This window comes from Rhizobium sp. BR 314 (assembly GCF_047445805.1).
In the GTDB taxonomy this organism is placed as follows: Bacteria; Pseudomonadota; Alphaproteobacteria; order Rhizobiales; family Rhizobiaceae; genus Rhizobium; species Rhizobium lusitanum_B.
Genome location: NZ_JARWLA010000003.1, coordinates 132,181 through 156,357, shown reverse-complemented (window position 1 = coordinate 156,357; position 24,177 = coordinate 132,181). Strand labels below are relative to the sequence as shown.

The window sequence follows — 24,177 nt, the reverse complement described above, 5'->3', positions numbered from 1 at the left end:
GGCACAGATCTCGGCGTCGGGGCTCCGGAGCATTGTCTTCATCAGCGAACGGGAAAGGCTCGCCGACCTCTCAACAAACCAAGATCAGGTGCTGGAAGGTAAAACGGCTCGCTCTGCGGGCTGCTGCGACTTCGGCGACCATTTTGCGTGAAGTTTAGCGAGCATCAGATAGATGATCGGCGTGGTATAGAGCGTCAATATCTGCGAGACGACCAAGCCGCCGACGATGGTGATACCCAACGGACGGCGCAACTCGGAGCCGGGGCCGGTTGCCACGATGAGAGGAATGGCGCCCATCAACGCCGCCAGCGTCGTCATCAGGATCGGACGGAAGCGCTTCAGACACGCCTGGAAGATCGCCTCCTCGGGCGGCAGGCCAAGCGTTCGCTCGCCCTGCAGAGCGAAGTCCACCATCATGATACCGTTCTTCTTGACGATGCCAATCAGCAGAATGATGCCGATGAAGGCGATGATGGTCAGCTCCGTACCGCTGATGGCAAGCGCCAGCAGCGCGCCGAGGCCGGCGGACGGCAGCGTCGAGATGATCGTCAGCGGATGCGCCAGGCTCTCGTAGAGAATGCCGAGAACAATATAGACCGTCAGCAGCGCTGCCAGAAGCAGGAGCGGCTGGCTGCCTGACGACTGTGTAACGCTCGCAGAATCGCCGGCAAAATCCGCATGTAGCGTGTCCGGCAGATGCATGTCGAGCACCGCCTTCTGGATGGCGTCATTCGCGACCTGCAGCGGCGTGTTGAGCGCCAGATTGTAAGAGATGGTGACGGAGGGGTATTGCCCCTGGTGATTGACCACAAGCGGAGCAAGCGTGCGGTCGATCGAGGCAACGGCGCTGAGGGGCACCTGCTTGCCGCCAGCCGCCGGTACGTAAAGCTTGGAGATATCATGCGGGTCGAGCGCATAGGTCGGATCGGCTTCCAGCACGACGCGGTACTGGTTGCGCTGCGTATAGATTGTCGAGATCTGCCGCTGCGCAAAGGCATTGTTCAGCGCGGCGTCGATGGATTTAATACTCACGCCCAGCTGGGAAGCCATGGTCCGATCGATATTGACGGTCGCCTGCAAGCCATTGGGCTGCCTGTCGGTCGCAACATCGGTCAGGCCCGGAACGCCCTGCAGCCGCTCCATCACCTTCGGGGCCCATTCGACCAGCTCGTCGTAATTGGCACCCCAGACCGTGAACTGATACTGCGACTGCGACTGACGTGCGCCGGCGCGGATGTCGCTCGGCGAGAACAGGAACGTGCTCACCCCCGGCACGGCCATGAGCTGCTTGCGAAGCCGGTCGATGATTTCAGCCGTCGGAGCCCGCTCCGATTCCGGCTTGAGCGAGATGTAGAGCTGCCCGCGGTTGACGGAGCTGGAAAAGCCGCCGCCGCCCACCGATGAGCCAAGGCCGGAGACCGCCGGGTCCTGGGCGACGATATCGGCCGCCTGTTGCTGCAGCTTGACCATAGCCGGATAGGAGATATCTGTCGCAGCCTGGGTTCCGCCCTGAATGAAGCCGGTATCATCTTGCGGGATGAAACCCTTCGGCACCTTGACGTAAAGATAGGCCGACATCACGACGCAGGCGATGATGACAAGCACGGACAGCAGGCGATGATGCAGCACCGCTTTCAGAGTGCGCCCGTAAAAATCGATGATCGCGCCTAACGTGCCCTCGACGAGGCGGCTGAACCGGCCGGGCTTGGCGTCGACATCGTGCGGGCGGAGCCGATGGCCGCAAATCATCGGCGTGAGCGTTAGCGACACCAGCGTCGAGACGAAAATGGTGAAGCCGAGCGTCAACGAGAAAGTCTGGAAAAACCGGCCGACGATTCCCCCCATGAAGAACAGAGGGATGAAGGCGGCAAGCAAGGACAGGCTGATGGAGATCACAGTAAAGCCGATCTGCCGTGCGCCTTCGAGCGCCGCCCGCATCGGCTTCATGCCGGTTTCCAGATTGGCGTAAATATTCTCAATCATGACGATGGCATCGTCGACGACGAAGCCCACCGAAACGGCGAGCGCCATGAGGGAGAGATTGTCGATGGACAATCCGAAAAGCCACATCGCGGCAAGCGTCCCGGCCAGCGACAGCGGCACCGTGACGCCGGCTGCGAAGGTCGGGGTTGCGCGCCGCAGGAAGACGAAGACCACCGCCATGACGAGGCAGATAGTGGCAAGCAACGTCCACTGCATGTCGGTCACGCTGGCGTGGATCGTCGTGGTGCGGTCGGACAGGACAGCGATCTTGACGCCGGCGGGGATGAGCCGCTGCAACTCGGGGATCAGTTGCTTGACGCCGTCGACCGTTGCGATGACGTTCGCATCCGCCTCCTTGGTGATGTTGAGCAGCACCGCTGGCTTGCCATCGAACCAGGCGTCTGAGCGGCTGTTGCGAACGCCGGGCTCGACAGTGGCGATATCGGAAAGCCGGACGGCCGTACCGTCACCACTCTGTATGACGATCCTGCCGTAGGCTTCCGGCGTCCGCAATTGCCCGTTCACGGCAATGGAGAAAGCCCCTCCGTCACCGTCAAGCGAACCGACGGGACCGAGCACGCTGGCGTTGACGATCGCAGTGCGGACGGCATCGAGCGATAGGCCCATGGCCGACAGACGGTCAGGATTGAGCCTTACACGGATAGCGGGCTGATCGGCACCGCTGACCGTAACGCCACCGACGCCATCCACCTGCGATATGCGTTGCACGACGACGGTATCTGCAGCGTCGTAGATGGCACTCGGCGCCACATTGTCCGATGTCAGGGCCAGGATCAGCACGGGAGCTGCGGCCGGGTTGATCTTGCGGAAGGCCGGCAATGTCGGCAGATCGCCCGGCAGGTCCGTCGCTGAGGCGTTCAGTGCCGCCTGCACATCCTGCGCCGCGCCATCGACGCTGCGCGAAAGATCGAATTGCACGATGATGGTGCTCGAGCCGAGGGAGCTGACCGAGGTCAGCTGCGTGACGCCGGCGATGGTTCCGAGATGCCGCTCGAGCGGAGCCGCAACGCTCGCCGCCATGCTGGCCGGATCGGCGCCGGGGCGGCTCGCTGAAACGACGATCGTCGGCAGATCCACGGTCGGCAGGCTGGCCACCGGCAGGAAGCGATAGGCGACGATACCGAGAATCATCAATCCGATCGCCAGAAGCGTCGTCCCGACCGGGCGTTTGACGAACGGCTCGGAGATGTTCATGTCCCGCCACCCGCCATTTCATTCATCTCGGGGCTGGGCATGCCGCTCGTGCGGCCGACGACACGGGCGCGCAGGCGCTCGAAGGCCAGATAGATGACCGGCGTCGTATAGAGTGTCAAAAGCTGCGACAACACGAGACCGCCGATGATGGTGATGCCGAGCGGGATGCGCAGCTCCGCACCCGTACCCTGTGCCAACGCGAGCGGCAGGGCGCCGAAGAGCGCGGCCAGCGTCGTCATCATGATCGGCCGGAAACGGAGGATCGAGGCCTTCAGAATGGCTTCGCGCGGCTCCAGCCCTTCCTTGCGCTCCGCCTCTAGCGCGAAGTCGATCATCATGATCGCATTTTTCTTGACGATACCCATCAGGAGCACGATGCCGATCAGGGCGATGATCGACAGATCCTGCCCGAACAGCATCAGCGCCAGCAGCGCCCCGACCCCGGCCGAAGGCAGCGTCGAAAGGATCGTCACCGGATGCACGGCGCTTTCGTAAAGCAGGCCGAGCACGATATAGATCGTCACTACCGCAGCCAGGATCAGCCAGGGCTCTCCGGCAAGCGACGAGGCAAATTCTTCCGCATCGCCCGAATATTTGCGCTGGATGTTATCGGGCATGCCGATGTCCTGTTCGGCCGCCTTGATTTCCGCGACAGCATCGCTCAGCGACGCGCCCTTGGCGATATCGAAGCTGATCGTCACGGCCGGAAACTGTTCGTCATGGCTGATGACCAGCGGCGCGGTCGTAAACGTCGCGGTCGTGAAGGCATTGAGCGGGACCTGCGTGTCGTTGGCGCCAGCCACGTAGAGCTTGTCGAGCGATTTCGGATCCGATTGGTATTGTGGCGCGGCTTCCAGAATGACGCGATACTGATTGGCCTGTCCGTAAATGGTCGCGATCTGGCGCTGGCCGAAAGCGTCGTTCAGCGTGTCGTTGACGGCCTGCATAGAAACGCCGAGCCGGGAAGCCGTCTCGCGATCGACATCGACGAAAATGCGTCCGCCGCCCATCTCAACCTCGGAGGCGACATCCATGAACTTGGGGCTCTCCTGCAGCCGCTGGGCAAGCTTCTGCGACCAGTCGACCACCGTGTTCGTGTCGGTACCCGTCAGCGTATATTGATAGGGCGCGCGGCTGGCCCTGGTGCTGATCGAGATATCGCGCACGCTCTGGAAGGTGACATGAATACCGGGCATGCCGGCGACCTCGCCGCGCATCCGCTCGATGATCTGATCGGCGGAAACGTTGCGCTGGTCGCGAGGCTTCAGCACCAAGCTGAGATTGCCCGTGTTGAGCGTCAGGTTGCTCGCGCTGGCGCCGATGACGGCAACCACGCCGGTGACATCCGGATCCTTGTGCAGCCGGTCCGTCACCGATGCCTGGATCTGCTTCATGGTCTCGAAGGAGGTTGTCGGCTCCGCCTCGATCACGGCGGTGATCAGGCCGGTATCCTGCGCGGGCAGGAAGCCCTTCGGAATGGCCACGTAGAGCGCTATCGTCGCAGCTAGCGTCACGGCCGTTACTAGCAGCATGAGGGCGCTGCGATCCACGGCCCAGATGAGACTGCGCCGATAGCCTTCGATCATCCAGTCCGTGAAGCGGTCTGCGCCGGCCAGAAGACCGCCCTGCCGCTCCTTGGGCTTGCGCAGAATGCGGGCGCACATCATCGGCGTCAGCGTCAGCGAAACGATGGCCGACACGACCACCGCAATAGTCAGAGTCAGCGCGAATTCGCGGAACATGCGGCCGACGATGCCGGTCATGAACAACAGCGGAATGAACACCGCGACCAGCGAGACAGTCAGCGAAATGATCGTAAACCCGATCTCGCCGGCACCCTTCAACGCCGCCTGCATCGGATTTTCGCCCTCTTCGATATGGCGGGCGATGTTCTCGATCATGACGATGGCGTCGTCGACGACGAAACCAGTGCCGATGGTCAGCGCCATCAGCGAGAGATTGTCGAGGCTGAAACCAACGAACCACATCACGCCGAAGGTCGCGATCAGCGACAGCGGCAGGGCGACGCCGGCAATGAAGGTCGCCGTCATCGTCCGCAGGAAGAGCAGCACCACGAGGATGACGAGGCCGATGCTGATGACCAGCGTCCATTGCACGTCATGGATTGAGGCCCGGATAGTCTCGGTGCGGTCGTTGACGATATCGAGGGAAACGCCGGCCGGCATGGCCTGCTTCAGCTTCGGAATCTGCTTCAGGACATTCTCGACGGTCTGGATGACGTTGGCGCCCGGCTGGCGCATGATATCGAGAATGACGGCCGGCTTTCCCTGATACCAGGCACCAACACGGTTATTCTCGAGCCCTTCCACCACGGTCGCGACATCCTTCAGCTGCACCGGGGCGCCATTGCGATAGGAAATGATGACGGACTTGTAGACGTTCGGGTCGACGATCTGGTCGTTGGCCGCAAGCGTGAAACTCTGCTGCGTGCCGTCGAGCGCGCCCTTGGCGCCGGCGACACTGGCATTGGTGATGGCCGAGCGAATATCCTCCAACGCCAGGCCATAGGAGGCAAGGCGCGGCAGATCGACCTGAATGCGGATGGCGGGCTTGACGCCGCCCTGGATGCTCACATTGCCGACGCCGGAAACCTCGCTCAGGCGCTGCGCCATCATCGTATCGGCAAAGTCGCTGAGTTCGCGGATCGAATAGCTGTCCGAGTGCAGGGCCAGCGTCACGATCGGCGTGTCGGCCGGGTTCACCTTCGAATAAGTCGGCGGATAGGGAAGCGTGCGCGGCAGTGTCGAGCCGGCAGCATTGATGGCCGCCTGCACGTCCTGCGCGGCTCCGTCAATATCGCGCCCGAGATCGAATTGCAGCGTGATCTGGCTAATCCCGAAAGCGCTCGACGACGTCATGGAGGCCAACGACGGAATCTGGCCGAGCGGACGCTCGAGAGGCGCCGTCACCAGGGCCGCCATCGTATCGGGATCAGCTCCCGGAAGCTGCGTCGTCACCTGGATCGTCGGAAAATCCACCTGCGGCAGCGGCGCCACCGGCAGGAAGAGGAAGCCGAGAATGCCGCCCAGGAGAACCGCGACCCCGAGAAGCGAGGTGGCGATGGGCCGGGAGATGAAGAGCGACGAGACGTTCATTGTTGCTGTGTCGAAGATGCGGACGAATTGCCCGGCGCTGAGCTGGCGCTGGCATCCGTTGCCTGGTTGCCGCCGGCCGCAGGCTGAGCATTCCCATCCTGACCATCGCGGCTGGCATTGCCGCCCTTACCGCTATGACCGTTCTTCCCGCCCTGGCCGTTGTGGCGATGATGCTGTTGTTGCTCGCCGCCATTGGCGTTGCCGCCATTGCCCTGACTGCCCTGCGCATCGTTTTCGGCGACAGGCTGACCCTGGTCGCCGGCTGCCGGCGCATTCGGCGCCGTCTGATCCCCACTTGCCGAGATCTGGACTTTAGCTCCGTCTTGAAGTCGCGCGAAACCGGTCGTCACCACCTTGTCGCCCGCAGATACGCCATCGGCGATAACGGCGAGCGTGTCATCCTGCTGCCGCACCTTGACCGACTTCATGGCAACGGTCTGACCGTCCTTGACGATATAGACGAAGGTGCCGTTCGGCCCACGCTGAACGGCACCGCTTGGAATGACGGTAACGCCCTTCAGTGTCTCCACCAGCAGGCGGGCATTGACGAAGGCGCCGGGCCACAGCGCCAACTTCTCATTCGGAAAATTCGCCTTCAGCTTGATCGTGCCTGTCGTGGGATCGACCTGGTTGTCGACGACCGCCAGCGTACCGTTATCGATTATCGTCGTTCCGTCATTGCCCATGGCCTGGACCGCGAGCGTGCCGGCCGCACTTGCCGCGTTGACGCGGGCAAGCTGCTGCTGCGGAATGGAAAACAGCACGGAAATCGGCCTGATCTGCGACAGCGTCACGATCCCTGTCGAATCCGACGAGCTGACGAGGTTACCGACATCGACATTGCGGATACCGGTGCGCCCGTCGATCGGCGCCTTGATCGTCGTATAGTCGAGCGTCGCCTGTGCGCTTTCAATGGCCGCCGCATCAGCCTTTACCTGCGCCGTGTACTGCGCCACCAGCGAGGTTTGCGTGTCGACCTGCTGCTGCGTACCCGAAGCGGTCTTCACCATCAGCTGATAGCGGTTCAGATCGCGCTGGGCTCCCGCAAGCAGAGCCTCATCCTGCGCCTTCTTGGCAAGCGCCTGATCGAGCTGCGCCTTATAGACGGAATCGTCGATACGAGCGATGACATCGCCCTTCTTGATATCCTGGCCTTCGCCAAAATCGATTTCGACGAGTCTGCCGCTGACCTGCGCACGCACCGTTACCGTATTCAGGGCCTTCACCGAGCCGACGCCATTGATATAGACGGGAACGTCGGCTGTTGTGGCATTGGAGGCCAGTACCGGAGCCGGGCCGCTGAATTGTCCCGCGCCGCGCCGTCTGCCGCCGCCTTGTCCCTGACCGCTGCGGCGTTCGCTCTGCGCCTGCTGAGCGGGTGCGGAGGCGTCCTGATAACCCAGCATCCGTTCCACGTTGGCAAGCCAGAGATCACGGGTCGCATAGGCGCCGTATCCCACCGCGCCAATCACCGCCAACGACATTACGACCCGAAATGCACGAGGCATTAGTCCACCTTCCTTCAAAGCGCTCGGCGACCCGCGATCCGCCGCTATTCTATGGCGCGACTCTAGCTTGCATCGTGCCGCTTAGGAATTTGGTATTGCCATTAAATTTTGTCCATTTTTGCGGCGACTTAGCGAAATAAATTGTCACATTACATAAAACCAGGGTTGTAGCCGCAAACGCAGGCTGCCGATGCAAGTTGCTGTTGCCGTTGGGCGTCAGAGCACACCCCAGCCGCGATAACGTCCGCGGCCCGTCATCTCGCGCAGGCCAAGCTCGTTGACCAGATTAAGCGCTCCTCTGGGTGTCACGCCCACATGCCGGGCGATCATCTTTGCCGAAACGATCGGCCGCGACAGCACGATATCGATCACCTCGGGCAGGCTGCTGTTCGATCGCCGGTCCTTGAGGCGCAACTCCATCTGCAGCTTGGCAAGCGAAAGGCGGTCCAGCTCCTTGAGGCCGGAGTCCGCCGTGTGAGCCATCGCTTCCAGAAATGCCGTCAGGCGTGTGATACGATCCGACGCGCGTCGACGATCATGCCGAACGGCCTTCAGACCGACATTTAGGCAGAAAAGATGCGAAGTGACCTTGCCGCGGCTGCGCAAATAGGCGCTGACCAGCAAACCGCCGAGCCAATGTTGCCGCCGTAGCGGCTCGATCCGCTCCCAAGCGTCGAAGAGCACCGCCGCGCCGAGAACGGGCGGCAGGAGATCGGCATCGCGAATGACCGCGCACCAGCTTTCCAGTCGCTCGTCCTCGTCCCAATCCTCGTCATGCACGAGAGCGAGCGGGTCATCGATCGTCTCCGGTCTGGCCTCGGGTGTGCCGCCGCTCAGGATCTTTTCCGATCGGGCAAGGATGGCGTCGATCTCGGCAAAATCGACGCCGAAATCCTCCTCTTCGTCCTGTTCCTGCATGTCGTCCTCGGTAGTCTCCGACAATACCGGACGCCGCGTGACAACATCCTCGACGTCTCCGACATCGCCGCGCAGAACGGCAAGGCCGGCAGCATCCAGCCCCCAGGCGGGATCGGCGTTCCAAAGGCGGCGCCTGACCCGCAGCACCGCATGGGCGATGGTCAATTCATGCGTCGGCGCACGCGCATCCATGCGTGCATCGTGCAGCACGAGATCCTCCACATGCACCAGCTCGCCACCGATCCAAAGCGCCCCGGCCGCGTCGAAGAAATGCCCGCGCTCACGAAAACCTTCCCCGACGACATGCCGCAACACGCGCTCATCCAATCGCGCCAGCATGTCTTCCGCCTTGACTATAGCAGGCAGAAGCGTTGGCAACGAAAGCGCGGTCAGATCGTATCGCATTGGAATCGCATCATTGAATCGGTCTTACGGAACCTATCATCGCCGCACGCTGCAAGATAGAACGAGGCATCTGTGAATTGTGGACGACAATTCCTATTTTAGGCCTTGACCTTCCAGTAACGGGAAGGTTCATAACCTCATCCAACGCTCCCTTTCGGGGCAATGGAGTTTGATATGGCATTGCATGACGAACACGATCATAGCCATCACGGCCACGGTCGCCATCACGAACACGGCGGCCAGCCGCAGGAGATCATAACGCGCGATCCCGTTTGCGGCATGACGGTCGATCCGAATGCCGGCAAGCCGTCGCTGGATTACCAGGGCCGCACCTTTCATTTCTGCTGCAATGGTTGCCGCACGAAGTTCGAAGCGGCGCCTGAGAGCTACCTCACCGCCAAGGATCCGACCTGCGGCATGACGGTCGACCGCGCCACCGCGCGCCATTTCCTGAAACACGAGGGCGAGAAATTCTACTTCTGCTCGGCCGGCTGCAAGACCAAATTCGAGGCCGATCCGTCAGCCTATCTCAACGGCAAAAGGCCAGCGCCGAAAGCCGTGCCGAAGGGCACGCTCTATACCTGCCCCATGCATCCCGAGGTCGTCAGCGACCATCCGGGCGATTGTCCGAAATGCGGGATGGCGCTTGAGCCCATGGGCGTGCCCGCCGCCGACGAAGGGCCGAACCCGGAACTGGTCGACTTCACGCGCCGGCTCTGGATCAGTGCTGCCTTGTCGCTGCCCTTGCTTGTCATCAGCATGGGTCCGATGGTCGGTCTCCCCGTGCGCGAGTGGATCGGCGAACCTATCGCCACCTGGCTCGAGCTCGTGCTGGCGACCCCGGTCGTGCTATGGGCTGCCCTGCCTTTCTTCCGCCGCGCCTGGAACTCGATCGTCAATCGCAGCCCCAACATGTGGACGTTGATCGGCCTCGGCGTTGGCACCGCCTACCTCTATAGCATCGTCGCCACTTTGGCGCCTGGCCTGTTCCCGATGAGCTTCCGCGGGCACGGCGAAAGCGTGCCGGTGTACTTCGAGGCGGCCTCGGTCATCATTGCGCTCGTTTTCGTCGGACAGGTGCTGGAGTTGAAGGCCCGGGAACGCACGGGTTCCGCCATTCGCGCCCTCCTCGATCTGGCGCCGAAGACGGCACGCCGCATCGGCGATGATGGTAGCGAAAACGACGTGCCCGTCGACGAGATCCAGGTTGGAGATCGGCTGCGCGTCCGTCCCGGCGAACGTGTTCCGGTGGACGGTTCCGTCATCGAGGGGCAGTCCACCATCGATGAATCGATGATCACGGGCGAACCCCTGCCGGTCGAAAAGGTAAAGGGCGATGCCGTGACCGGCGGCACGATAAACAAGAACGGCGCACTCATCATGCAGGCGGAGAAGGTCGGCGCCGAAACGACGCTGTCGCGCATCGTCGAACTCGTCGCCAAGGCACAGCGCTCTCGTGCGCCGATCCAGACCATGGTCGATCGCGTCTCCGCCGTTTTCGTGCCTGCCGTCGTCGCGGCTGCGATCGTCGCCTTCGCCGTCTGGGCCTTCGTCGGGCCGGAGCCGCGGCTTGCGCATGCGCTGCTCGCCGCCGTCGCGGTGTTGATCATTGCCTGCCCCTGTGCGCTTGGGCTGGCAACGCCCATGTCCATCATGATCGCCACTGGCCGTGGCGCGCAGGAAGGCGTGCTGGTGCGCGATGCCGAGGCGCTGGAACGCTTCGCCAAGGTCGACACGCTGATCGTCGACAAGACGGGCACGCTCACCGAAGGCAAGCCTAATCTGACCGACACCGCCACCGTCAATGGTGTCGAGCAAGGGCGCCTGCTGTCGCTCGCCGCCAGCCTCGAACGGGGTTCGGAACATCCGCTCGCGGAGGCCATCGTTGCCGGTGCCGAAGAGCGCGGAGCGCATTTCGTCGAAATCTCCAGCTTCTCGGCGGTAACCGGCAAGGGTGTAAGAGGCAATGCCGGCAGTACAGCGATCGCGCTCGGCAACGCCGCGATGATGACTGACCTTGGCGTTTCCACGGATGCGCTGAAGGCCGAGACGGAACGCCTGCGTGGTGAAGGCAAGACCGTGATGTTCGTTGCCATCGACAACAAGCTCGCCGGCCTTGTCGCCGTCGCGGATCGGATCAAGCCGACCACGGCGGCCGCGATCAAGGCACTGCACGAGAGCGGCCTGAAGATCGTTATGGCAACTGGCGACAACGGCAAGACTGCCGCCGCCGTCGCCAAGCAGCTCGGCATTGACGAGGTGCGGGCAGACATGTTGCCGGAAGGCAAGAAGGCGCTGATCGACGAATTGCGGGCCAAGGGTCACATCGTTGCCATGGCCGGCGACGGCGTCAACGACGCTCCCGCACTCGCCTCTGCCGATGTTGGCATAGCCATGGGCACGGGCGCCGACGTCGCCATGGAAAGCGCCGGTATCACGCTGGTGAAGGGTGATCTCAACGGCATCGTCCGGGCACGCCGCCTGTCGGAAGCGACCATTCGCAACATCAGGCAGAACCTCGCCTTCGCCTTCGGCTACAATGCCCTCGGCGTGCCCTTGGCGGCCGGCGTGCTCTACCCCGTCTTCGGCCTGCTTCTGTCGCCGATGATCGCAGCCGCCGCTATGAGCCTGTCCTCGGTGTCGGTCATCGCCAATGCGCTGAGACTACGGTTGGCCAAATAAGAATAGTCCCGGGAGGATCGCAGCGCGGTTCTCCCGGGACTATATGGAAACAAGCACAGGGCACGGCGATTCCTTGAAACGCCGGGCCGCTTGAAGGAGAAGCAGATGAATATCGGTGAAGCATCCGGCCGTTCGGGCCTGCCGGCCAAGACGATCCGCTACTATGAAGATATCGGCCTCATCCGCCCCGATCGCAGCGACAACGGCTATCGCGATTATGGCGCCGACGACGTGCACAAGCTGCGCTTCCTGCATCGCTCGCGCAGCCTCGGCTTCTCGGTGGAGGAATGCCGGCAGCTGCTGGCGCTCTATGAGGACAAGAGCCGTGCCAGCGCCGACGTCAAGGATATGGCAAGCACCAAGCTTGTCGAGATCGACCGCAAGATCCGCGAACTGACGGAGCTGCGACGCACACTGGAGCACCTCGTTCACGCCTGCCACGGCAATGAACGGCCCGACTGTCCGATCCTGGAGGAATTGTCGGAGAGGTGAAGTTGAGCTGTAGAGCTGTTCCGCTATACCCGACTTCCCAGCCGCCCGGGCCAGCCGGGGGCGGGCTAGGACGAGAAGCCCTTATGAAAAGCTCCGGAGTAGACCGCCGCCACAGATTGCCGTTGCGGACAACATGGCCTAAGGATATCGCAACATTGAAAACGGATATCCCATGCCTCTCTACATCAAAGATGATGCCATCGACCGCCTGGCGCGACGCTACCAGGCATTGACGAAAAGCCCGACCAAGACTGAAGCCGTGAGGCTTGCCTTGCAGAAGGCCCTGGATGAAGAGCTGACCAAGCCCGCCCTTGCCGAGGTCGCCGTCGCCTTCTGCCGCAATCTCCGACGGAAGGCCGATGCGAAAAGCGGAAACGACAGTGCAGAGGTGAGCGCCTGATGTTTATCGACGCCTCGGTCCTGTCGGCCATGATGACGAATGAGGATGATGCCCGTGGCTTTGCCAATCGCATGCAATTGGCAACGGCGAGAATGACATCGCCGGCAGAAGCAATGCATGCGGCAATCGGGATCTCAGCAACGCTTGCACTTTCACCCGCGGAGGCGGGAGAAGCCGTACGCACCTTCCTGCAACTCATGAATATTCAGCTGCTTGCCGTACCGCCTCGCGCGGCCTTTATAGCGGCGGAGACATATGAGCGTTACGGCCAAAGCGACCACCCGGCCCGCCTCAGCCTCGATGATTGCATGACTTACGCCTGCGCTCGTTACTATCGCCAGCCGCTATTGTCGAAAAGCGGCCGGTTCGATCAGACCGATATCGAGCTGGCTTGAAGCCGCTCGATCCGGCAAGCCGTTACGGGCAAAGGGACGACGGGCCTGCCGCATATGTCGAGCGCACGCCGACTGCATTCGGAGCAGCAGCGCATTGCAGACGGGACATGGAGTCGCCGGCGCGGATCGGGCCGGTCACCGACGGATCGGTATTGATGCGGCCGTCCGGAAGGATCGCATCCTTCGAATGGTCGACATTGCCGACATCGGTCTGAATTGTCTCAACCTTGAGGTTCTTGTGACGATGCTTGTGCACCTGCTCGGCCATGGCGGCGCTGGACATGCCGATGACGAGAGCGGAGATAGCGAGAGTTTTGAGCAGCATAAGACTGGCTCCTGTAGGAGTTGAGGCCCCACACATATGGGAACTGACAAGTGAATTTACAGCGGCTTGCCTGTCAATATCGTTAAGACTTTTAAGGTTTTGATGACGCTTTCATCTTGTGCCGCGACACCTCGGCGCCAGCATCGTGGGGTAGGCTGACAAAGCGCAACGCGGAGATGGCACCGATAAGGCCAATCACGAGGAAAGCCCAGCGGAAATCGGCCAGCGAAAGCGTTTCCCCACCATGAATCGTGCGCGAGAGATTGAGCACGGCTGCAGCAACCGCAACGCCGAGCAGCAACGATACCTGTTGCAACATGCTTGAGAGGGTGGAGGCAGAACTGCGTTGCGCGGCATGAATATCGGCAAAGCCGAGCGTGTTCAGCGCCGTGAAATTCATCGACCGCGACAGGCCGGCAATAAATAGCAGGCAATATATCAGCAGATCCGGTGTCGACGGCGACAGGAGTCCACAAGCACCGATGCTCGCTGACGAAATCAGGCCGTTGACGACGAGCACGTTGCGGAAGCCGAAAATCCTCAACATCTGCGTCGTGATCGCCTTCATGCCCAGATTGCCGGCGAAATAGAACAGCAGATAGGTACCAGCATCGATCGCCGTGCGGCCGAAACCAACCTGGAAGAGCAGCGGGATCAGGAAGGGCGTGGCGTTGATCGCGACGCGGCTCGCCGAGCCGGCCGAAAGCGTCGACATGGCGAAGGTCTGCACCTTGAAGGCGGAGAGATCGAGCAAGGGCGCATCGACCTTCATGAAGTGCCTTGTGGCGATGGCGGAGAAGACCACGCCGGCGGCAATGAGACCGATGCTCGGTGCCAATCCGGTCGTTCCCTGAACCACGAATTCCAGGCCGGCGAGCAGGAAGGTCAGCCCCACCGCCGATTGCAGGAAGCCTACGAAATCGAGCCGCGCGACCTTCTCCTCGCGCTGATCCGGCACGAAGCGCAGGACGAGGCCGAGACCGATGATGCCGATCGGGATATTGATCAGAAAGTTCCAGTGCCAGCTGAAATAGGTGGTGATGAAGCTGCCGAGCACCGGGCCGATGACTGGCGCCGTCAACGCCGGCCAGGTGATCATCGACATCGCATGGACGAGATCGGATTTGCGCGCGCTTTTCAATACGATGATACGGCCGACAGGCGTCATCAGCGCGCTGCCGACACCTTGGACTGCGCGGGCAATGATGAACTCCGCGAGATTGCCCGAGAGACCGCAAAACAGCGAGGCCACGGTGAAGATCGTGATCGACGCCAGAAACACGCGCCGCGCGCCGTAGCGATCGCCCGCCCAACCGGCCAGCGGCACAAAAGCGGCCATGGTCAGCAGATAGACGGTGATGCCGATGCTCATCGACACCGGCTCGACGCCGAAGGTTTTCGCCATCTGCGGCAGCGATGTGGTGACGATGGTACCGTCCAGGATCTGCATGAAGAAGGAAACGGCAACCACGAAAGCGATGATGCGGGACTGCCGGCCGAAACTTGCTTCGGAAGGCTCTTCTGTGGTCCGGGCAACGGTCATGACATGAAATTTCGGAAAATAGCGTTCAAAGGGCGCCGGTTCGACCGGCAACAATCATAGGATCATTGAATACGCCCATCGCACGGCCTTGCAAAGCCGCAAACCCACGCCAGCGTCGTCAAAATTGACACGGTGACATAAGAGCCGCGATTTTCGGAAAGCTTGCCTCTGTCCGTCATATCCCGTGGATGTCAATCGTCCGAGTAGCGCTGCTCGCGCCATGGGTCGCCATACATATGATAGCCGTTCTTCTCCCAAAAGCCGGCGCGGTCGGCGCCGATGAGCTCGATGCGGCTCAGCCATTTCGCGCTCTTCCAGAAATAAAGATGCGGCACGACGAGCCGCATCGGTCCGCCATGCTCGCGCGTCAGCGGTTGACCCTCCCAAGCGGTGGCGAGAATGGCATCTTCAGCCGCGAAATCCGCAAGCGGCAGGTTGGTGGTATAACCGTCATAACTCGTCAGCAGCACATGCTGCGCCTCGGCCGTCGGCATGACGAGATCGAGGAGATCGCGCGTCGAAACCCCTTCCCAGCGATTGTCGTAGCGCGACCATGTCGTCACGCAATGAATGTCGCTGACATAAGTGCTTTGCTCGAGCGCCTGGAAAGCCGACCAATCGAGACTGAGCCGCTTTTCCACGAAACCAAACACATCGAGCCGCCAGCTGGAGAGGGAAGTCTGTGGCTGCTCGCCAAGATCGAGCACCGGCCAGTTCTTGACGAGATGCTGCCCCGGCGGCAGCCGCTCGGTCTCAGCCCGGCTGATACGCCCGGTAAGAAACTTGCCCTCCGCCGCCCAGCGGCGCTTGGAAGTGGTGAGTTTACTATCGGCGGGGATCTGGTCGTCGCTCATGCGGCTATCCTCTTTGCGGCGGAGAGATAGGATAGCGGAGCCGAGTGGGTGTCAAGTCGATGAGAACACCGGTCCATCGGTCGATGGCATCTCAGCGAGCACAATGTTATGGCTCGGCACACATGCCGAGGGGGCAAACTTGAATAACGATATTACAGCCGTTCGCGAAATCAGATACTCGAAATCCAGCTTCAGAATCGTACTGGTGATCTATTGCTTCCTTGCAGCAGGGCTCGCAGCCATGCTGATTAAGGAAGGCCCGGTGCGCTTCCTTGCAATGATCCTGCTGCCGATGCTGATTTTCTTCATCGCCTTTGCCGTGTACGAATATTTTCGCCGCGACTTTACGACTCCGGTGATAACAATCGGTCCCCAAGGCATCCAGGACATACGGATTGCCATCGGCTTTATTCCTTGGGAGCATATGGATGGCGTAATCTTCGCCACCATGGACCCAAGAACGGCAAAAGCCGCTACGATATTCATCAACGCCGAGAGCAAGAGCAGACTGAGCGACGGCCTGGTCGCAAGAATCTGGAAGAGATCAAAGCGTCCGCGGCCGGTTTTGATACGCCGCGGCCAGTTTGATACGCAGTTCAAGAACATTGCCGTTGCGGTCGATCTCTATTATCGCGCCTACAAACCGAGGGCGAAGAATGCGGAAAACAGTTCCCACCAGCCCATTCCGGCCTAGATGGCCGTGATTTCGATCAGGAAAAATCGCGCCGGTCCAGAAAGCCTTATGCGCCTTCCGCCTGGACCATTCATTACGACGCAATCCTGAGCGGACAGCACGAGACTTTGGTCTCCATCGTCGATGCGAAGATCCTTCTCACCATCACAAAGGAGCAGCGTGCTGCCTTCGGTCAGTTGCAGTTCCATGTGGTCGCTGACAACATTTCGCGTGACCCTGTTCTCACGACGGCCTCGCCGCGTCATGACATTGAGATCTGTAATCGTGCCATCGATCAAAGTCGCCGATGTCGGCGCATCGGCCGCAAAAGACAGCGGCTCGCTCGCCTGCGTCAGGCGTTCGGGGGCGCGCCCCTCGATGAAGAGGGTCATCCCCTCGCCATCGAGAATGGATAGCGTGCGATCGATGCCCGGAAAGACCGAGAACGGCCCATCGGTGGCAACGGTCGCCATGCTGACGCGCCAGTCGAAGTCGGCAAGCCCGGCGCCGTCGGGCGAAACGGCGATTTCCACCGTCTCCCCACCGCCGTTTTTCCAGGGCATGCGCTTGTGATCGCTGGCGCGTAGCAGCTTCATCTCAGTTCCCCAGGATAGCCGGCAGGCGCAGACCCTGCTGCTTGGCCCAATCGAGGGCGATGTCGTAGCCGGCGTCGGCGTGGCGCATGACGCCAGTTGCCGGGTCGTTCCAGAGAACGCGCTCCAGACGGCGGGCCGCATCATCCGTGCCGTCAGCGCAGATGACCATGCCGGAATGCTGGCTGAAGCCCATACCGACGCCGCCGCCGTGATGCAGCGACACCCAGGTGGCGCCGGAGGCGGTGTTGAGCAGTGCGTTCAGCAGCGGCCAGTCGGAAACGGCATCCGAGCCATCCTTCATGGCTTCCGTTTCGCGGTTCGGCGAAGCGACCGAGCCGGAGTCGAGATGGTCGCGGCCGATGACGACAGGAGCCTTCAGCTCGCCGTTCTTGACCATTTCGTTGAAGGCTAGGCCGAGGCGATGACGATCACCGAGACCGACCCAGCAAATGCGTGCCGGCAGGCCCTGGAAGGCGATGCGCTCGCGCGCCATGTCCAGCCAGTTGTGCAGGTGGGTATTGCCGGGGGTGAGCTCCTTCACCTTGGCGTCGGTCTTGTAGATATCTTCCGGATCGCCCGAGAGGGCGGCCCAACGGAAGGGACCGATGCCGCGGCAGAACAGCGGACGGATATAGGCCGGCACGAAGCCCGGGAAAGCGAAGGCATTTTCGAAACCTTCGTCCTTGGCGACCTGGCGGATGTTGTTGCCGTAGTCGAGGGTCGGCACACCGGCGTTCCAGAAGTCGACCATGGCTTCGACATGCACCTTCATCGAGGCACGGGCGGCGGCTTCTACGGCCTTCGGATCGCTTTCGCGCTTGGCCCTGTGCTCGGCCACCGTCCAACCGGCCGGCAGATAGCCGTTCAGAGGATCATGGGCAGACGTCTGATCGGTAACGATATCCGGGCGCGGACCGCCAGCCTTCATGCGCTTTACCAGTTCGGGGAAGATTTCGGCGGCATTGCCGAGCAGGCCCACGGACTTGGCTTCGCCGGCCTTCGTCCATTTGTCGATCAAAGCGAGCGCTTCGTCGAGCGTCTTTGCCTTCTCGTCGACGTAGCGGGTGCGCAGACGGAAATCGATGCGGGTTTCGTCGCTCTCGACGGCGAGGCAGCAGGCGCCGGCCATGACGGCCGCCAACGGCTGTGCGCCGCCCATGCCGCCGAGACCGCCTGTCAGGATCCACTTGCCCTTGAGGTTGCCATTGTAATGCTGGCGCCCGGCTTCGACGAAGGTCTCATAGGTGCCCTGCACGATGCCCTGCGTGCCGATATAGATCCACGAGCCGGCCGTCATCTGGCCGTACATGGCAAGACCCTTCTTATCCAGCTCGTTGAAGTGATCCCAGGTTGCCCAGTGCGGCACGAGGTTGGAGTTGGCGATGAGAACTCGCGGCGCATCCTTATGGGTGCGGAACACGGCGACCGGCTTGCCGGACTGTACCAGCAGCGTCTCGTCTTCGTTGAGTGTCTTCAGCGTCGCGGCGATGCGGTCGAAGTCGTCCCAGGTGCGGGCAGCGCGGCCGATGCCGCCGTACACGACCAGTTCGTTCGGGTTTTCCGCGACATCCGGATCGAGATTGTTCATCAGCATGCGCAGCGGCGCTTCGGTCAGCCAGCTCTTGGCGTTGAGTTCCGGACCGCGAGGCGCGCGGATTTCGCGGATATTATGGCGTGGATTGGTCATTTCACATCTCCAAGGAAGGCAGGATGTCGGTTGAAATCGAGGCATTGAGGGCGCCGGAGCCGACGAGATCGCTGGCGGCCTTGAGGTCGTTTGCCATGTAGCGGTCTACCTCCAGCGAAGGGACGGCGGCGCGGATGGCGGCAATGGCAAGCTTCAGTTCCGGGCTGGTAACCAGCGGCGCGCGCAGTTCCACACCCTGGGCGGCAGTCAGCGCTTCGATGCCGATGATACCGAAGAGATTGTCGGTCATCTGCAGCAGGCGACGCGCACCATGGCAGGCCATGGAGACATGGTCTTCCTGGTTGGCCGAGGTTGGGGTCGAGTCGACGGAGGCCGGATGCGACATCTGCTTGTTCTCGGACATCAGCGCCGCCGAGGTCACTTCGGCAATCATCAGGCCGGAGTTCAGGCCGGGCTTCTTCGCCAGGAATGCCGGCAGGCCGTAGCTGAGCGCCGGGTCGACCAGCAGCGCGATGCGGCGCTGCGCGATCGCGCCGATTTCGCAAACCGCAATCGCGATCTGGTCGGCGGCAAAGGCGACCGGCTCGGCATGGAAGTTGCCGCCGGAAACGACGGAATTGTCCGAAAGCACGAGCGGGTTGTCGGTGACGGCGTTGGCTTCGATTTCGAGCGTGCGGCCGACTGAGCGCAGCAGATCGAGGCAAGCGCCATCCACCTGCGGCTGGCAGCGGATGCAATAGGGATCCTGCACGCGCTCGTCGCCTTCGATATGGCTTTCGCGGATGACGGAACCGGCCAGCAGGCCGCGAAGGGCAGCAGCTGTATCGATCTGGCCCTTATGGCCGCGCAACGTATGAATATCGGGATGGAACGGGGCCGAAGAGCCCATGGCCGCATCCGTCGACATGGCGCCGGTGATGAGAGCTGCCTGCGCCGCACGATGCGCGCGGAAGAGGCCGGCGAGCGCAAGACCGGTCGAAACCTGCGTGCCGTTGATCAGCGCAAGCCCTTCCTTGGCAGCCAATACGACCGGCTTCAGGCCGGCCTTTTCGAGCGCCGCTGCGCCGGAAAGCTGTTCACCGGCATAAAAGGCTTCGCCATGGCCCATCATGACGGCGGTCATATGGGCGAGCGGTGCGAGATCGCCCGAGGCGCCGACCGAACCCTTTTCGGGAATGAGGGGTACGACACCCTTTTCAAGCATGCCTTCGATCAACCGCACCAGCTCCAGCCGCACGCCGGACGCGCCGCGGCCGAGCGAAACCAGCTTCAGCGCCATGATCAGGCGAACGACGTTCTCCGGCAGCGGCTGGCCGATGCCGCAGCAATGCGAGAGGATGAGATTGCGCTGAAGCGTGGCGACGTCGGCGCTGTCAATCTTGATCGACGCCAGTTTGCCGAAGCCAGTGTTGATGCCGTAAACCGGCGCATTGCCGGCGGCGATTTCAGCGATGCGGGCGGCCGCCTTGGCAATGCCGGCATCGAAGGAAACATCGAGCCTCGCCGGCTCGCCGGTCCAGTAGATCGTCGCCAACTGCTGCAGCGATACGGAACCGGGATGGAGAACGATAGTCATCGGTTGAACCTTTTTCCCTTGAAAACATGGGCATGAAGAGGATTGAAGCCGATGCGGTAGACAAGCTCCGCCAGGCTTTCGACATTCCAGATGGCGAAATCGGCCGACTTTCCGGCCTCAAGTGTACCTGTCTTGGACAGCAGGCCAAGGGCGCGCGCGCCTTCACGGGTGGCGCCGGCGATGCATTCTTCGACCGTCAGGCGGAAGAGCGTTGCCGCCATGTTCATGGTCAGCAGCATCGAAGTCAATGGCGACGTGCCGGGATTGCAATCGGTGGCAATGGCAATTGAAACACCCGCCTCGCGGAGCGCCTTGACCGGCGGCTTCTGCTTCTCGTTGATGGCATAGAAGGCGCCTGGCAGCAGTACGGCGACAGTGCCTGCCGCAGCCATTGCCTTGACGCCGTCCTCATCGAGATATTCGATGTGATCGGCTGAAAGCGCGCCATAAGAGGCCGCAAGCTTGGCGCCGCCGAGATTGGAAAGCTGTTCCGCATGCAGTTTCACGGGAATGCCGAGCGATTTGGCAAGATCGAAGACCCGGGCGATTTCGGCCGTCGAGAAGGCAATCCCTTCGCAGAAGCCGTCGACGGCATCGACGAGGCCTTCCGCGTGCGCCTGGCTCAGGCCGGGTAGTACGACATCACTTATATAGTCGCCGTTTCGACCCTTGTATTCGGCCGGCGTGGCATGGGCACCGAGATAGGACGTGACGACACGGACGGGACGGACCGTCTCCAGCTTGCGCGCCGCCTGCAGCATCTTCAATTCGGATGGGATATTCAGGCCGTAGCCCGACTTCACCTCAATGGTGGTGACACCTTCGGAAAGCAGCGTATCGAGGCGCGGCAATGCAACGGCAACCAGTTCATCTACCGAAAGCGCACGCGTCGCATTGACCGAAGAAACGATACCGCCGCCAGCGCGAGCAACCTCTTCATAGCTCGCCCCCTCCAGCCGCATTTCGAATTCGCGGGCGCGATTGCCGCCATAGACGATATGGGTATGGCAATCGACGAGGCCGGGGGTCACCCAGCGGCCTTCAAGATCGACGCTTTCGGCACCGGCAACGTCAGGCAGATCCGCTTCCGGACCGGCAAAGACGATGCCGCCGTCTTTGGTCAGGATCGCACCCTTCTCGATCGTGCCGAGCCGGGCCTCGCCCTCTTTCAAGGTCGCAAGGCGGGCATTGCGCCACACGCGGCTTGCCGCGCCGTTTTCCCTACCGTCGTTGGGGCCATCTTTGGAAAAATTGTTCCCACCCATAAGCTTTACGCCTTTCCTCGTTGGCTCATAATGTATATACATATTAAAAAGGCTGACAAGAGGGATTTTGGACTCTGTGTTCGAAAGGAAAGGGTGAGACCATGACGATACTTCATGCACGCTCGGCACTGCTTGGCGACGGATGGCACGAAAATGTGCGAATTGCCCTCGAAAGCGGTCGCATCACCGACATCGCGACGGGAGTCGCCCCAGAGGCCGGCGACGACAGGCAGGGTATTCTCGTGTCGGCGATGCCGAATCTGCATAGCCACGCCTTCCAGCGCGCCATGGCCGGCCTTGCCGAAGTCCGCGGGCCTGCAAACGACAGCTTCTGGAGCTGGCGCACCGTCATGTATAAGTTCGCGTTGTCGATGACACCGGATCATGTCGAGGCGGTCGCCGCGCAGCTCTATATGGAAATGCTGGAAGCCGGTTTCTCCCGCGTCGGCGAGTTCCACTACCTGCATCATGACAAGGACGGCAGCCACTATGCCAATATCGCCGAACTGGCCGAGCGCATCGGTGCTGCCAGCGCCGAAACCGGCATTGCGTTGACGCTGCTGCCCGTCTTCTACGCCCATTCCGGCTTCGGGGGCGCAGCACCCATCGAAGGCCAGCGCCGTTTCATCAACTCGCTCGAAAGCTTCGAAGCACTGATGGCCGGCTGCCGCACGGTGACGGGCCGCCTGCCCGGCGCCGAACTCGGCATTGCGCCGCATAGCCTAAGGGCAGTGACACCCGAAGAGCTGACAAAGCTCATTCCTATGGCCGGCGACGGGCCGATCCATATCCACGTCGCCGAGCAGGTGAAGGAAGTGGAAGACTGCATTGCCTGGTCTGGCGCGCGGCCGGTGCAATGGCTGCTCGACAGCGCCCCCGTCAACGACCGCTGGTGCCTGATCCACGCGACCCATATGACTGAGGATGAGACCCGGCGCATGGCAAAGAGCGGCGCAATCGCCGGTCTCTGCCCGATCACCGAAGCCAATCTCGGGGACGGCGTCTTCGCAGGGCCTCTCTTCCTCGAGGAAGGCGGCCGTTACGGCATCGGGTCCGATTCCAATATCCTGATCTCCGTCCCGGAAGAGCTGCGGCAGTTGGAATATTCGCAGCGCTTGGCGTTGCGCGCTCGCAACGTCATCGCCACGACAGGCGGTTCGACAGCCCGCAAGCTGTTCGACAGTGCTGTGGTCGGCGGCGGTGCCGCACTGAAAGCGCCGGCCGGCCTTGCCGTCGGCAATTACGCTGACATCGTCTCCCTCGACGCCAACGCCGTGCCCTATCTTTCCGAAGACCGCGTTCTCGATCATTGGACTTTTGCCGGCGGCTTCAAGGTCGATGGCGTATGGGCTTTGGGCAAAAAGCAGGTCGAAGGCGGTCGGCATATCAGAAGAGAGGCAATTTCCGCGCGCTTCCGTCAGGCAATGGCCGAGCTGATCGGTTAAGAAACTGCTTTTCCTGCCGCCGATTGGTCCTTAAATAACTCGCGGAAACCCGATGTCTTACACGGAAAACATGAGCGGCATGGCCACAAGCAAAGAGGCGACCCTGCATCAGCGCATCCTGAGCGATATCGAGGGCCAGATCGTCTCTGGCGCTTGGCCGCCGGGTCATCGCATTCCGTTCGAAATGGCGCTGGCCGAGCAGTATGATTGCTCGCGGATGACGGTGAACAAGGTCCTGACCCAGCTCGCCCGCGCGGGGCTGATCGAGCGGCGCAAGCGCTCGGGCAGCTTCGTTACGCATCCGCACGCACAATCGGCCGTACTGGAGATCCATGACATCAAGTCGGAAATCCAGTCGCTCAACCTGCCCTATTCACACCGATTGGTGAAACTCGCCGAGCGACGCGGCCGCGCGGAGGATGCCCGCCGGCTGCAATTTGCCGGCCCGGTCAACGTGCTGGAGATCAGTTGCATTCACTATGCCGGCGCGCGGCCCTTCTGCCTGGAGGATCGCGTCATCAATCTCGATGCCGTGCCAGACGCCGCCAAGGCCGACTTCGCGACCCTGCCGCCCGGCCCATGGCTGCTCAATCAGGTGCCCTGGAGCACGGCCGAACACCAGATCCGCGCTATCTCGGCAGAGGGCGACGCGGCGGCAAGTCTCGATGTCGCCAAGGGTACGGCCTGTCTGGTGGTCGAACGACGCACCTGGAGTTCAGCAGGTCCGATCACCCATGTTCGCCTCACCTATCCCGGTGATCGCCACAGCCTGGTAGCCCGCTTTACGCCCTCAAGCTGATTGCTTTCAAACTGGCGGCGACATCGCCTAACGCATGCCGAGCAAAAGTGCGCCGCGGTTTTGCGACAACGACAAGCGTGAGATCAGAGACTCGAAGCGGAGGAGCGAAGCCGAAAGATTGCGGCACGCTTTAAGGCCGCTGCTGTCCCGGTTCGGTGTGTATCGGGATGAGGCTTTCGGATTGACGAAGAGGCTGCGCGGGATCGACCAGCAAAATGCTGAGCGCAATCAACACCAATGTCAGAATCAGAATAATCCCAATCAACAGCGGACGAATTGCGATCATTTCGTTCTCCAATCTCCCCAGCCCTGCACCATGGCGCGATAAGGGAATTCGAG

19 protein-coding genes are annotated in these 24,177 nt (G+C 61.6%); 7 read left to right on the top strand and 12 right to left on the bottom strand.

The window, feature by feature from the left end; translation table 11 throughout:
• Window positions 1-84: 84 nt before the first annotated feature.
• The 4 genes from QD461_RS05620 to QD461_RS05605 all read right to left on the bottom strand — a co-directional run bounded on the left by QD461_RS05620 (window position 85) and on the right by QD461_RS05605 (window position 9,145).
• Window positions 85-3,198: an efflux RND transporter permease subunit gene (locus tag QD461_RS05620; protein ID WP_414086828.1), complete on the bottom strand. Its 3,114-nt coding sequence runs from the start codon at window positions 3,196-3,198 to the stop codon at window positions 85-87.
• Entirely contained in the window at window positions 3,195-6,314 is a 3,120-nt protein-coding gene (locus QD461_RS05615) for a multidrug efflux RND transporter permease subunit (RefSeq protein WP_414086827.1), read from the bottom strand. The genes QD461_RS05620 and QD461_RS05615 overlap by 4 nt, the downstream gene beginning before the upstream one ends.
• Window positions 6,311-7,822, bottom strand: coding sequence for an efflux RND transporter periplasmic adaptor subunit (locus tag QD461_RS05610; protein WP_414086826.1), 1,512 nt, complete (start codon window positions 7,820-7,822; stop codon window positions 6,311-6,313). Before QD461_RS05610 ends, QD461_RS05615 begins: the two co-directional genes overlap by 4 nt.
• Before the next feature lie 216 nt (window positions 7,823-8,038).
• Window positions 8,039-9,145, bottom strand: coding sequence for an RHE_PE00001 family protein (locus QD461_RS05605; RefSeq protein ID WP_414086825.1), 1,107 nt, complete (start codon window positions 9,143-9,145; stop codon window positions 8,039-8,041).
• A 174-nt stretch (window positions 9,146-9,319) separates the two neighbouring features.
• Here QD461_RS05605 and QD461_RS05600 point away from each other — a divergent pair, with 174 nt between their 5' ends.
• The 4 genes from QD461_RS05600 to QD461_RS05585 all read left to right on the top strand — a co-directional run bounded on the left by QD461_RS05600 (window position 9,320) and on the right by QD461_RS05585 (window position 13,114).
• Complete coding sequence (locus tag QD461_RS05600) at window positions 9,320-11,827, top strand: heavy metal translocating P-type ATPase (RefSeq protein WP_414086824.1); 2,508 nt, start codon at window positions 9,320-9,322, stop codon at window positions 11,825-11,827.
• 105 nt (window positions 11,828-11,932) lie between these two features.
• A complete protein-coding gene (cueR, locus tag QD461_RS05595) occupies window positions 11,933-12,319 on the top strand; it encodes a Cu(I)-responsive transcriptional regulator (protein WP_414086823.1) in 387 nt (128 codons plus the stop codon).
• A 172-nt stretch (window positions 12,320-12,491) separates the two neighbouring features.
• Window positions 12,492-12,719, top strand: coding sequence for a type II toxin-antitoxin system VapB family antitoxin (locus QD461_RS05590; RefSeq protein ID WP_414086822.1), 228 nt, complete (start codon window positions 12,492-12,494; stop codon window positions 12,717-12,719).
• Window positions 12,719-13,114, top strand: a complete 396-nt coding sequence (locus QD461_RS05585) for a type II toxin-antitoxin system VapC family toxin (RefSeq protein WP_414086821.1) — start codon at window positions 12,719-12,721, stop codon at window positions 13,112-13,114. The genes QD461_RS05590 and QD461_RS05585 overlap by 1 nt, the downstream gene beginning before the upstream one ends.
• Before the next feature lie 22 nt (window positions 13,115-13,136).
• Here the strand turns inward: QD461_RS05585 and QD461_RS05580 are convergent, their stop codons facing one another.
• From QD461_RS05580 to QD461_RS05570, 3 genes are all read right to left on the bottom strand, one after another.
• A complete protein-coding gene (locus QD461_RS05580) occupies window positions 13,137-13,439 on the bottom strand; it encodes a hypothetical protein (protein WP_184704512.1) in 303 nt (100 codons plus the stop codon).
• Window positions 13,440-13,530: 91 nt separating this feature from the next.
• The gene (locus tag QD461_RS05575; protein WP_414086819.1) at window positions 13,531-14,982 is read right to left on the bottom strand and encodes an MFS transporter; all 1,452 of its coding nucleotides are present in this window, start codon (window positions 14,980-14,982) and stop codon (window positions 13,531-13,533) included.
• 191 nt (window positions 14,983-15,173) lie between these two features.
• Window positions 15,174-15,836: a sulfite oxidase-like oxidoreductase gene (locus QD461_RS05570; RefSeq protein ID WP_414086818.1), complete on the bottom strand. Its 663-nt coding sequence runs from the start codon at window positions 15,834-15,836 to the stop codon at window positions 15,174-15,176.
• 139 nt (window positions 15,837-15,975) lie between these two features.
• Between QD461_RS05570 and QD461_RS05565 the strand changes: the two genes are divergently transcribed.
• Entirely contained in the window at window positions 15,976-16,530 is a 555-nt protein-coding gene (locus tag QD461_RS05565; protein WP_414086817.1) for a hypothetical protein, read from the top strand.
• Here the strand turns inward: QD461_RS05565 and QD461_RS05560 are convergent.
• From QD461_RS05560 to hutI, 4 genes are read right to left on the bottom strand one after another with little or no spacing between them, the layout of a single operon-like run.
• The gene (locus QD461_RS05560; RefSeq protein WP_414086816.1) at window positions 16,527-17,105 is read right to left on the bottom strand and encodes a HutD family protein; all 579 of its coding nucleotides are present in this window, start codon (window positions 17,103-17,105) and stop codon (window positions 16,527-16,529) included. The genes QD461_RS05565 and QD461_RS05560 overlap by 4 nt on opposite strands.
• Before the next feature lies 1 nt (window position 17,106).
• Window positions 17,107-18,792 (bottom strand): urocanate hydratase, encoded by a 1,686-nt coding sequence (gene hutU, locus QD461_RS05555; protein ID WP_414086815.1) that lies wholly within the window; start codon window positions 18,790-18,792, stop codon window positions 17,107-17,109.
• Window position 18,793: 1 nt separating this feature from the next.
• The gene (hutH, locus tag QD461_RS05550; RefSeq protein WP_414086814.1) at window positions 18,794-20,329 is read right to left on the bottom strand and encodes a histidine ammonia-lyase; all 1,536 of its coding nucleotides are present in this window, start codon (window positions 20,327-20,329) and stop codon (window positions 18,794-18,796) included.
• The gene (hutI, locus tag QD461_RS05545) at window positions 20,326-21,594 is read right to left on the bottom strand and encodes an imidazolonepropionase (protein WP_414086813.1); all 1,269 of its coding nucleotides are present in this window, start codon (window positions 21,592-21,594) and stop codon (window positions 20,326-20,328) included. The genes hutH and hutI overlap by 4 nt, the downstream gene beginning before the upstream one ends.
• Before the next feature lie 101 nt (window positions 21,595-21,695).
• Here hutI and QD461_RS05540 point away from each other — a divergent pair, with 101 nt between their 5' ends.
• Together QD461_RS05540 and hutC are read left to right on the top strand one after the other, a co-directional pair.
• Entirely contained in the window at window positions 21,696-23,039 is a 1,344-nt protein-coding gene (locus QD461_RS05540) for a formimidoylglutamate deiminase (RefSeq protein ID WP_414086812.1), read from the top strand.
• A gap of 79 nt (window positions 23,040-23,118) precedes the next feature.
• Complete coding sequence (gene hutC, locus QD461_RS05535) at window positions 23,119-23,838, top strand: histidine utilization repressor (protein ID WP_414087073.1); 720 nt, start codon at window positions 23,119-23,121, stop codon at window positions 23,836-23,838.
• A 130-nt stretch (window positions 23,839-23,968) separates the two neighbouring features.
• Here hutC and QD461_RS05530 read toward each other — a convergent pair whose 3' ends face one another.
• Window positions 23,969-24,124 (bottom strand): hypothetical protein, encoded by a 156-nt coding sequence (locus tag QD461_RS05530; RefSeq protein ID WP_199095684.1) that lies wholly within the window; start codon window positions 24,122-24,124, stop codon window positions 23,969-23,971.
• Window positions 24,125-24,177: the final 53 nt, after the last annotated feature.

Bases quoted from the DNA above. Each gene is read 5' to 3' on its own strand.
- hutH (WP_414086814.1), bottom strand. From the start codon at position 20,329: ATGACTATCGTTCTCCATCCCGGTTCCGTATCGCTGCAGCAGTTGGCG.
- QD461_RS05590 (WP_414086822.1), top strand. From the start codon at position 12,492: ATGCCTCTCTACATCAAAGATGATGCCATCGACCGCCTGGCGCGACGC.
- QD461_RS05600 (WP_414086824.1), top strand. From the start codon at position 9,320: ATGGCATTGCATGACGAACACGATCATAGCCATCACGGCCACGGTCGC.
- cueR (WP_414086823.1), top strand. From the start codon at position 11,933: ATGAATATCGGTGAAGCATCCGGCCGTTCGGGCCTGCCGGCCAAGACG.
- QD461_RS05530 (WP_199095684.1), bottom strand. From the start codon at position 24,124: ATGATCGCAATTCGTCCGCTGTTGATTGGGATTATTCTGATTCTGACA.
- QD461_RS05580 (WP_184704512.1), bottom strand. From the start codon at position 13,439: ATGCTGCTCAAAACTCTCGCTATCTCCGCTCTCGTCATCGGCATGTCC.
- QD461_RS05615 (WP_414086827.1), bottom strand. From the start codon at position 6,314: ATGAACGTCTCGTCGCTCTTCATCTCCCGGCCCATCGCCACCTCGCTT.
- QD461_RS05540 (WP_414086812.1), top strand. From the start codon at position 21,696: ATGACGATACTTCATGCACGCTCGGCACTGCTTGGCGACGGATGGCAC.
- QD461_RS05605 (WP_414086825.1), bottom strand. From the start codon at position 9,145: ATGCGATACGATCTGACCGCGCTTTCGTTGCCAACGCTTCTGCCTGCT.
- hutI (WP_414086813.1), bottom strand. From the start codon at position 21,594: ATGGGTGGGAACAATTTTTCCAAAGATGGCCCCAACGACGGTAGGGAA.
- QD461_RS05575 (WP_414086819.1), bottom strand. From the start codon at position 14,982: ATGACCGTTGCCCGGACCACAGAAGAGCCTTCCGAAGCAAGTTTCGGC.
- QD461_RS05610 (WP_414086826.1), bottom strand. From the start codon at position 7,822: ATGCCTCGTGCATTTCGGGTCGTAATGTCGTTGGCGGTGATTGGCGCG.
- QD461_RS05570 (WP_414086818.1), bottom strand. From the start codon at position 15,836: ATGAGCGACGACCAGATCCCCGCCGATAGTAAACTCACCACTTCCAAG.
- hutU (WP_414086815.1), bottom strand. From the start codon at position 18,792: ATGACCAATCCACGCCATAATATCCGCGAAATCCGCGCGCCTCGCGGT.
- QD461_RS05620 (WP_414086828.1), bottom strand. From the start codon at position 3,198: ATGAACATCTCCGAGCCGTTCGTCAAACGCCCGGTCGGGACGACGCTT.
- hutC (WP_414087073.1), top strand. From the start codon at position 23,119: ATGGCCACAAGCAAAGAGGCGACCCTGCATCAGCGCATCCTGAGCGAT.
- QD461_RS05585 (WP_414086821.1), top strand. From the start codon at position 12,719: ATGTTTATCGACGCCTCGGTCCTGTCGGCCATGATGACGAATGAGGAT.
- QD461_RS05560 (WP_414086816.1), bottom strand. From the start codon at position 17,105: ATGAAGCTGCTACGCGCCAGCGATCACAAGCGCATGCCCTGGAAAAAC.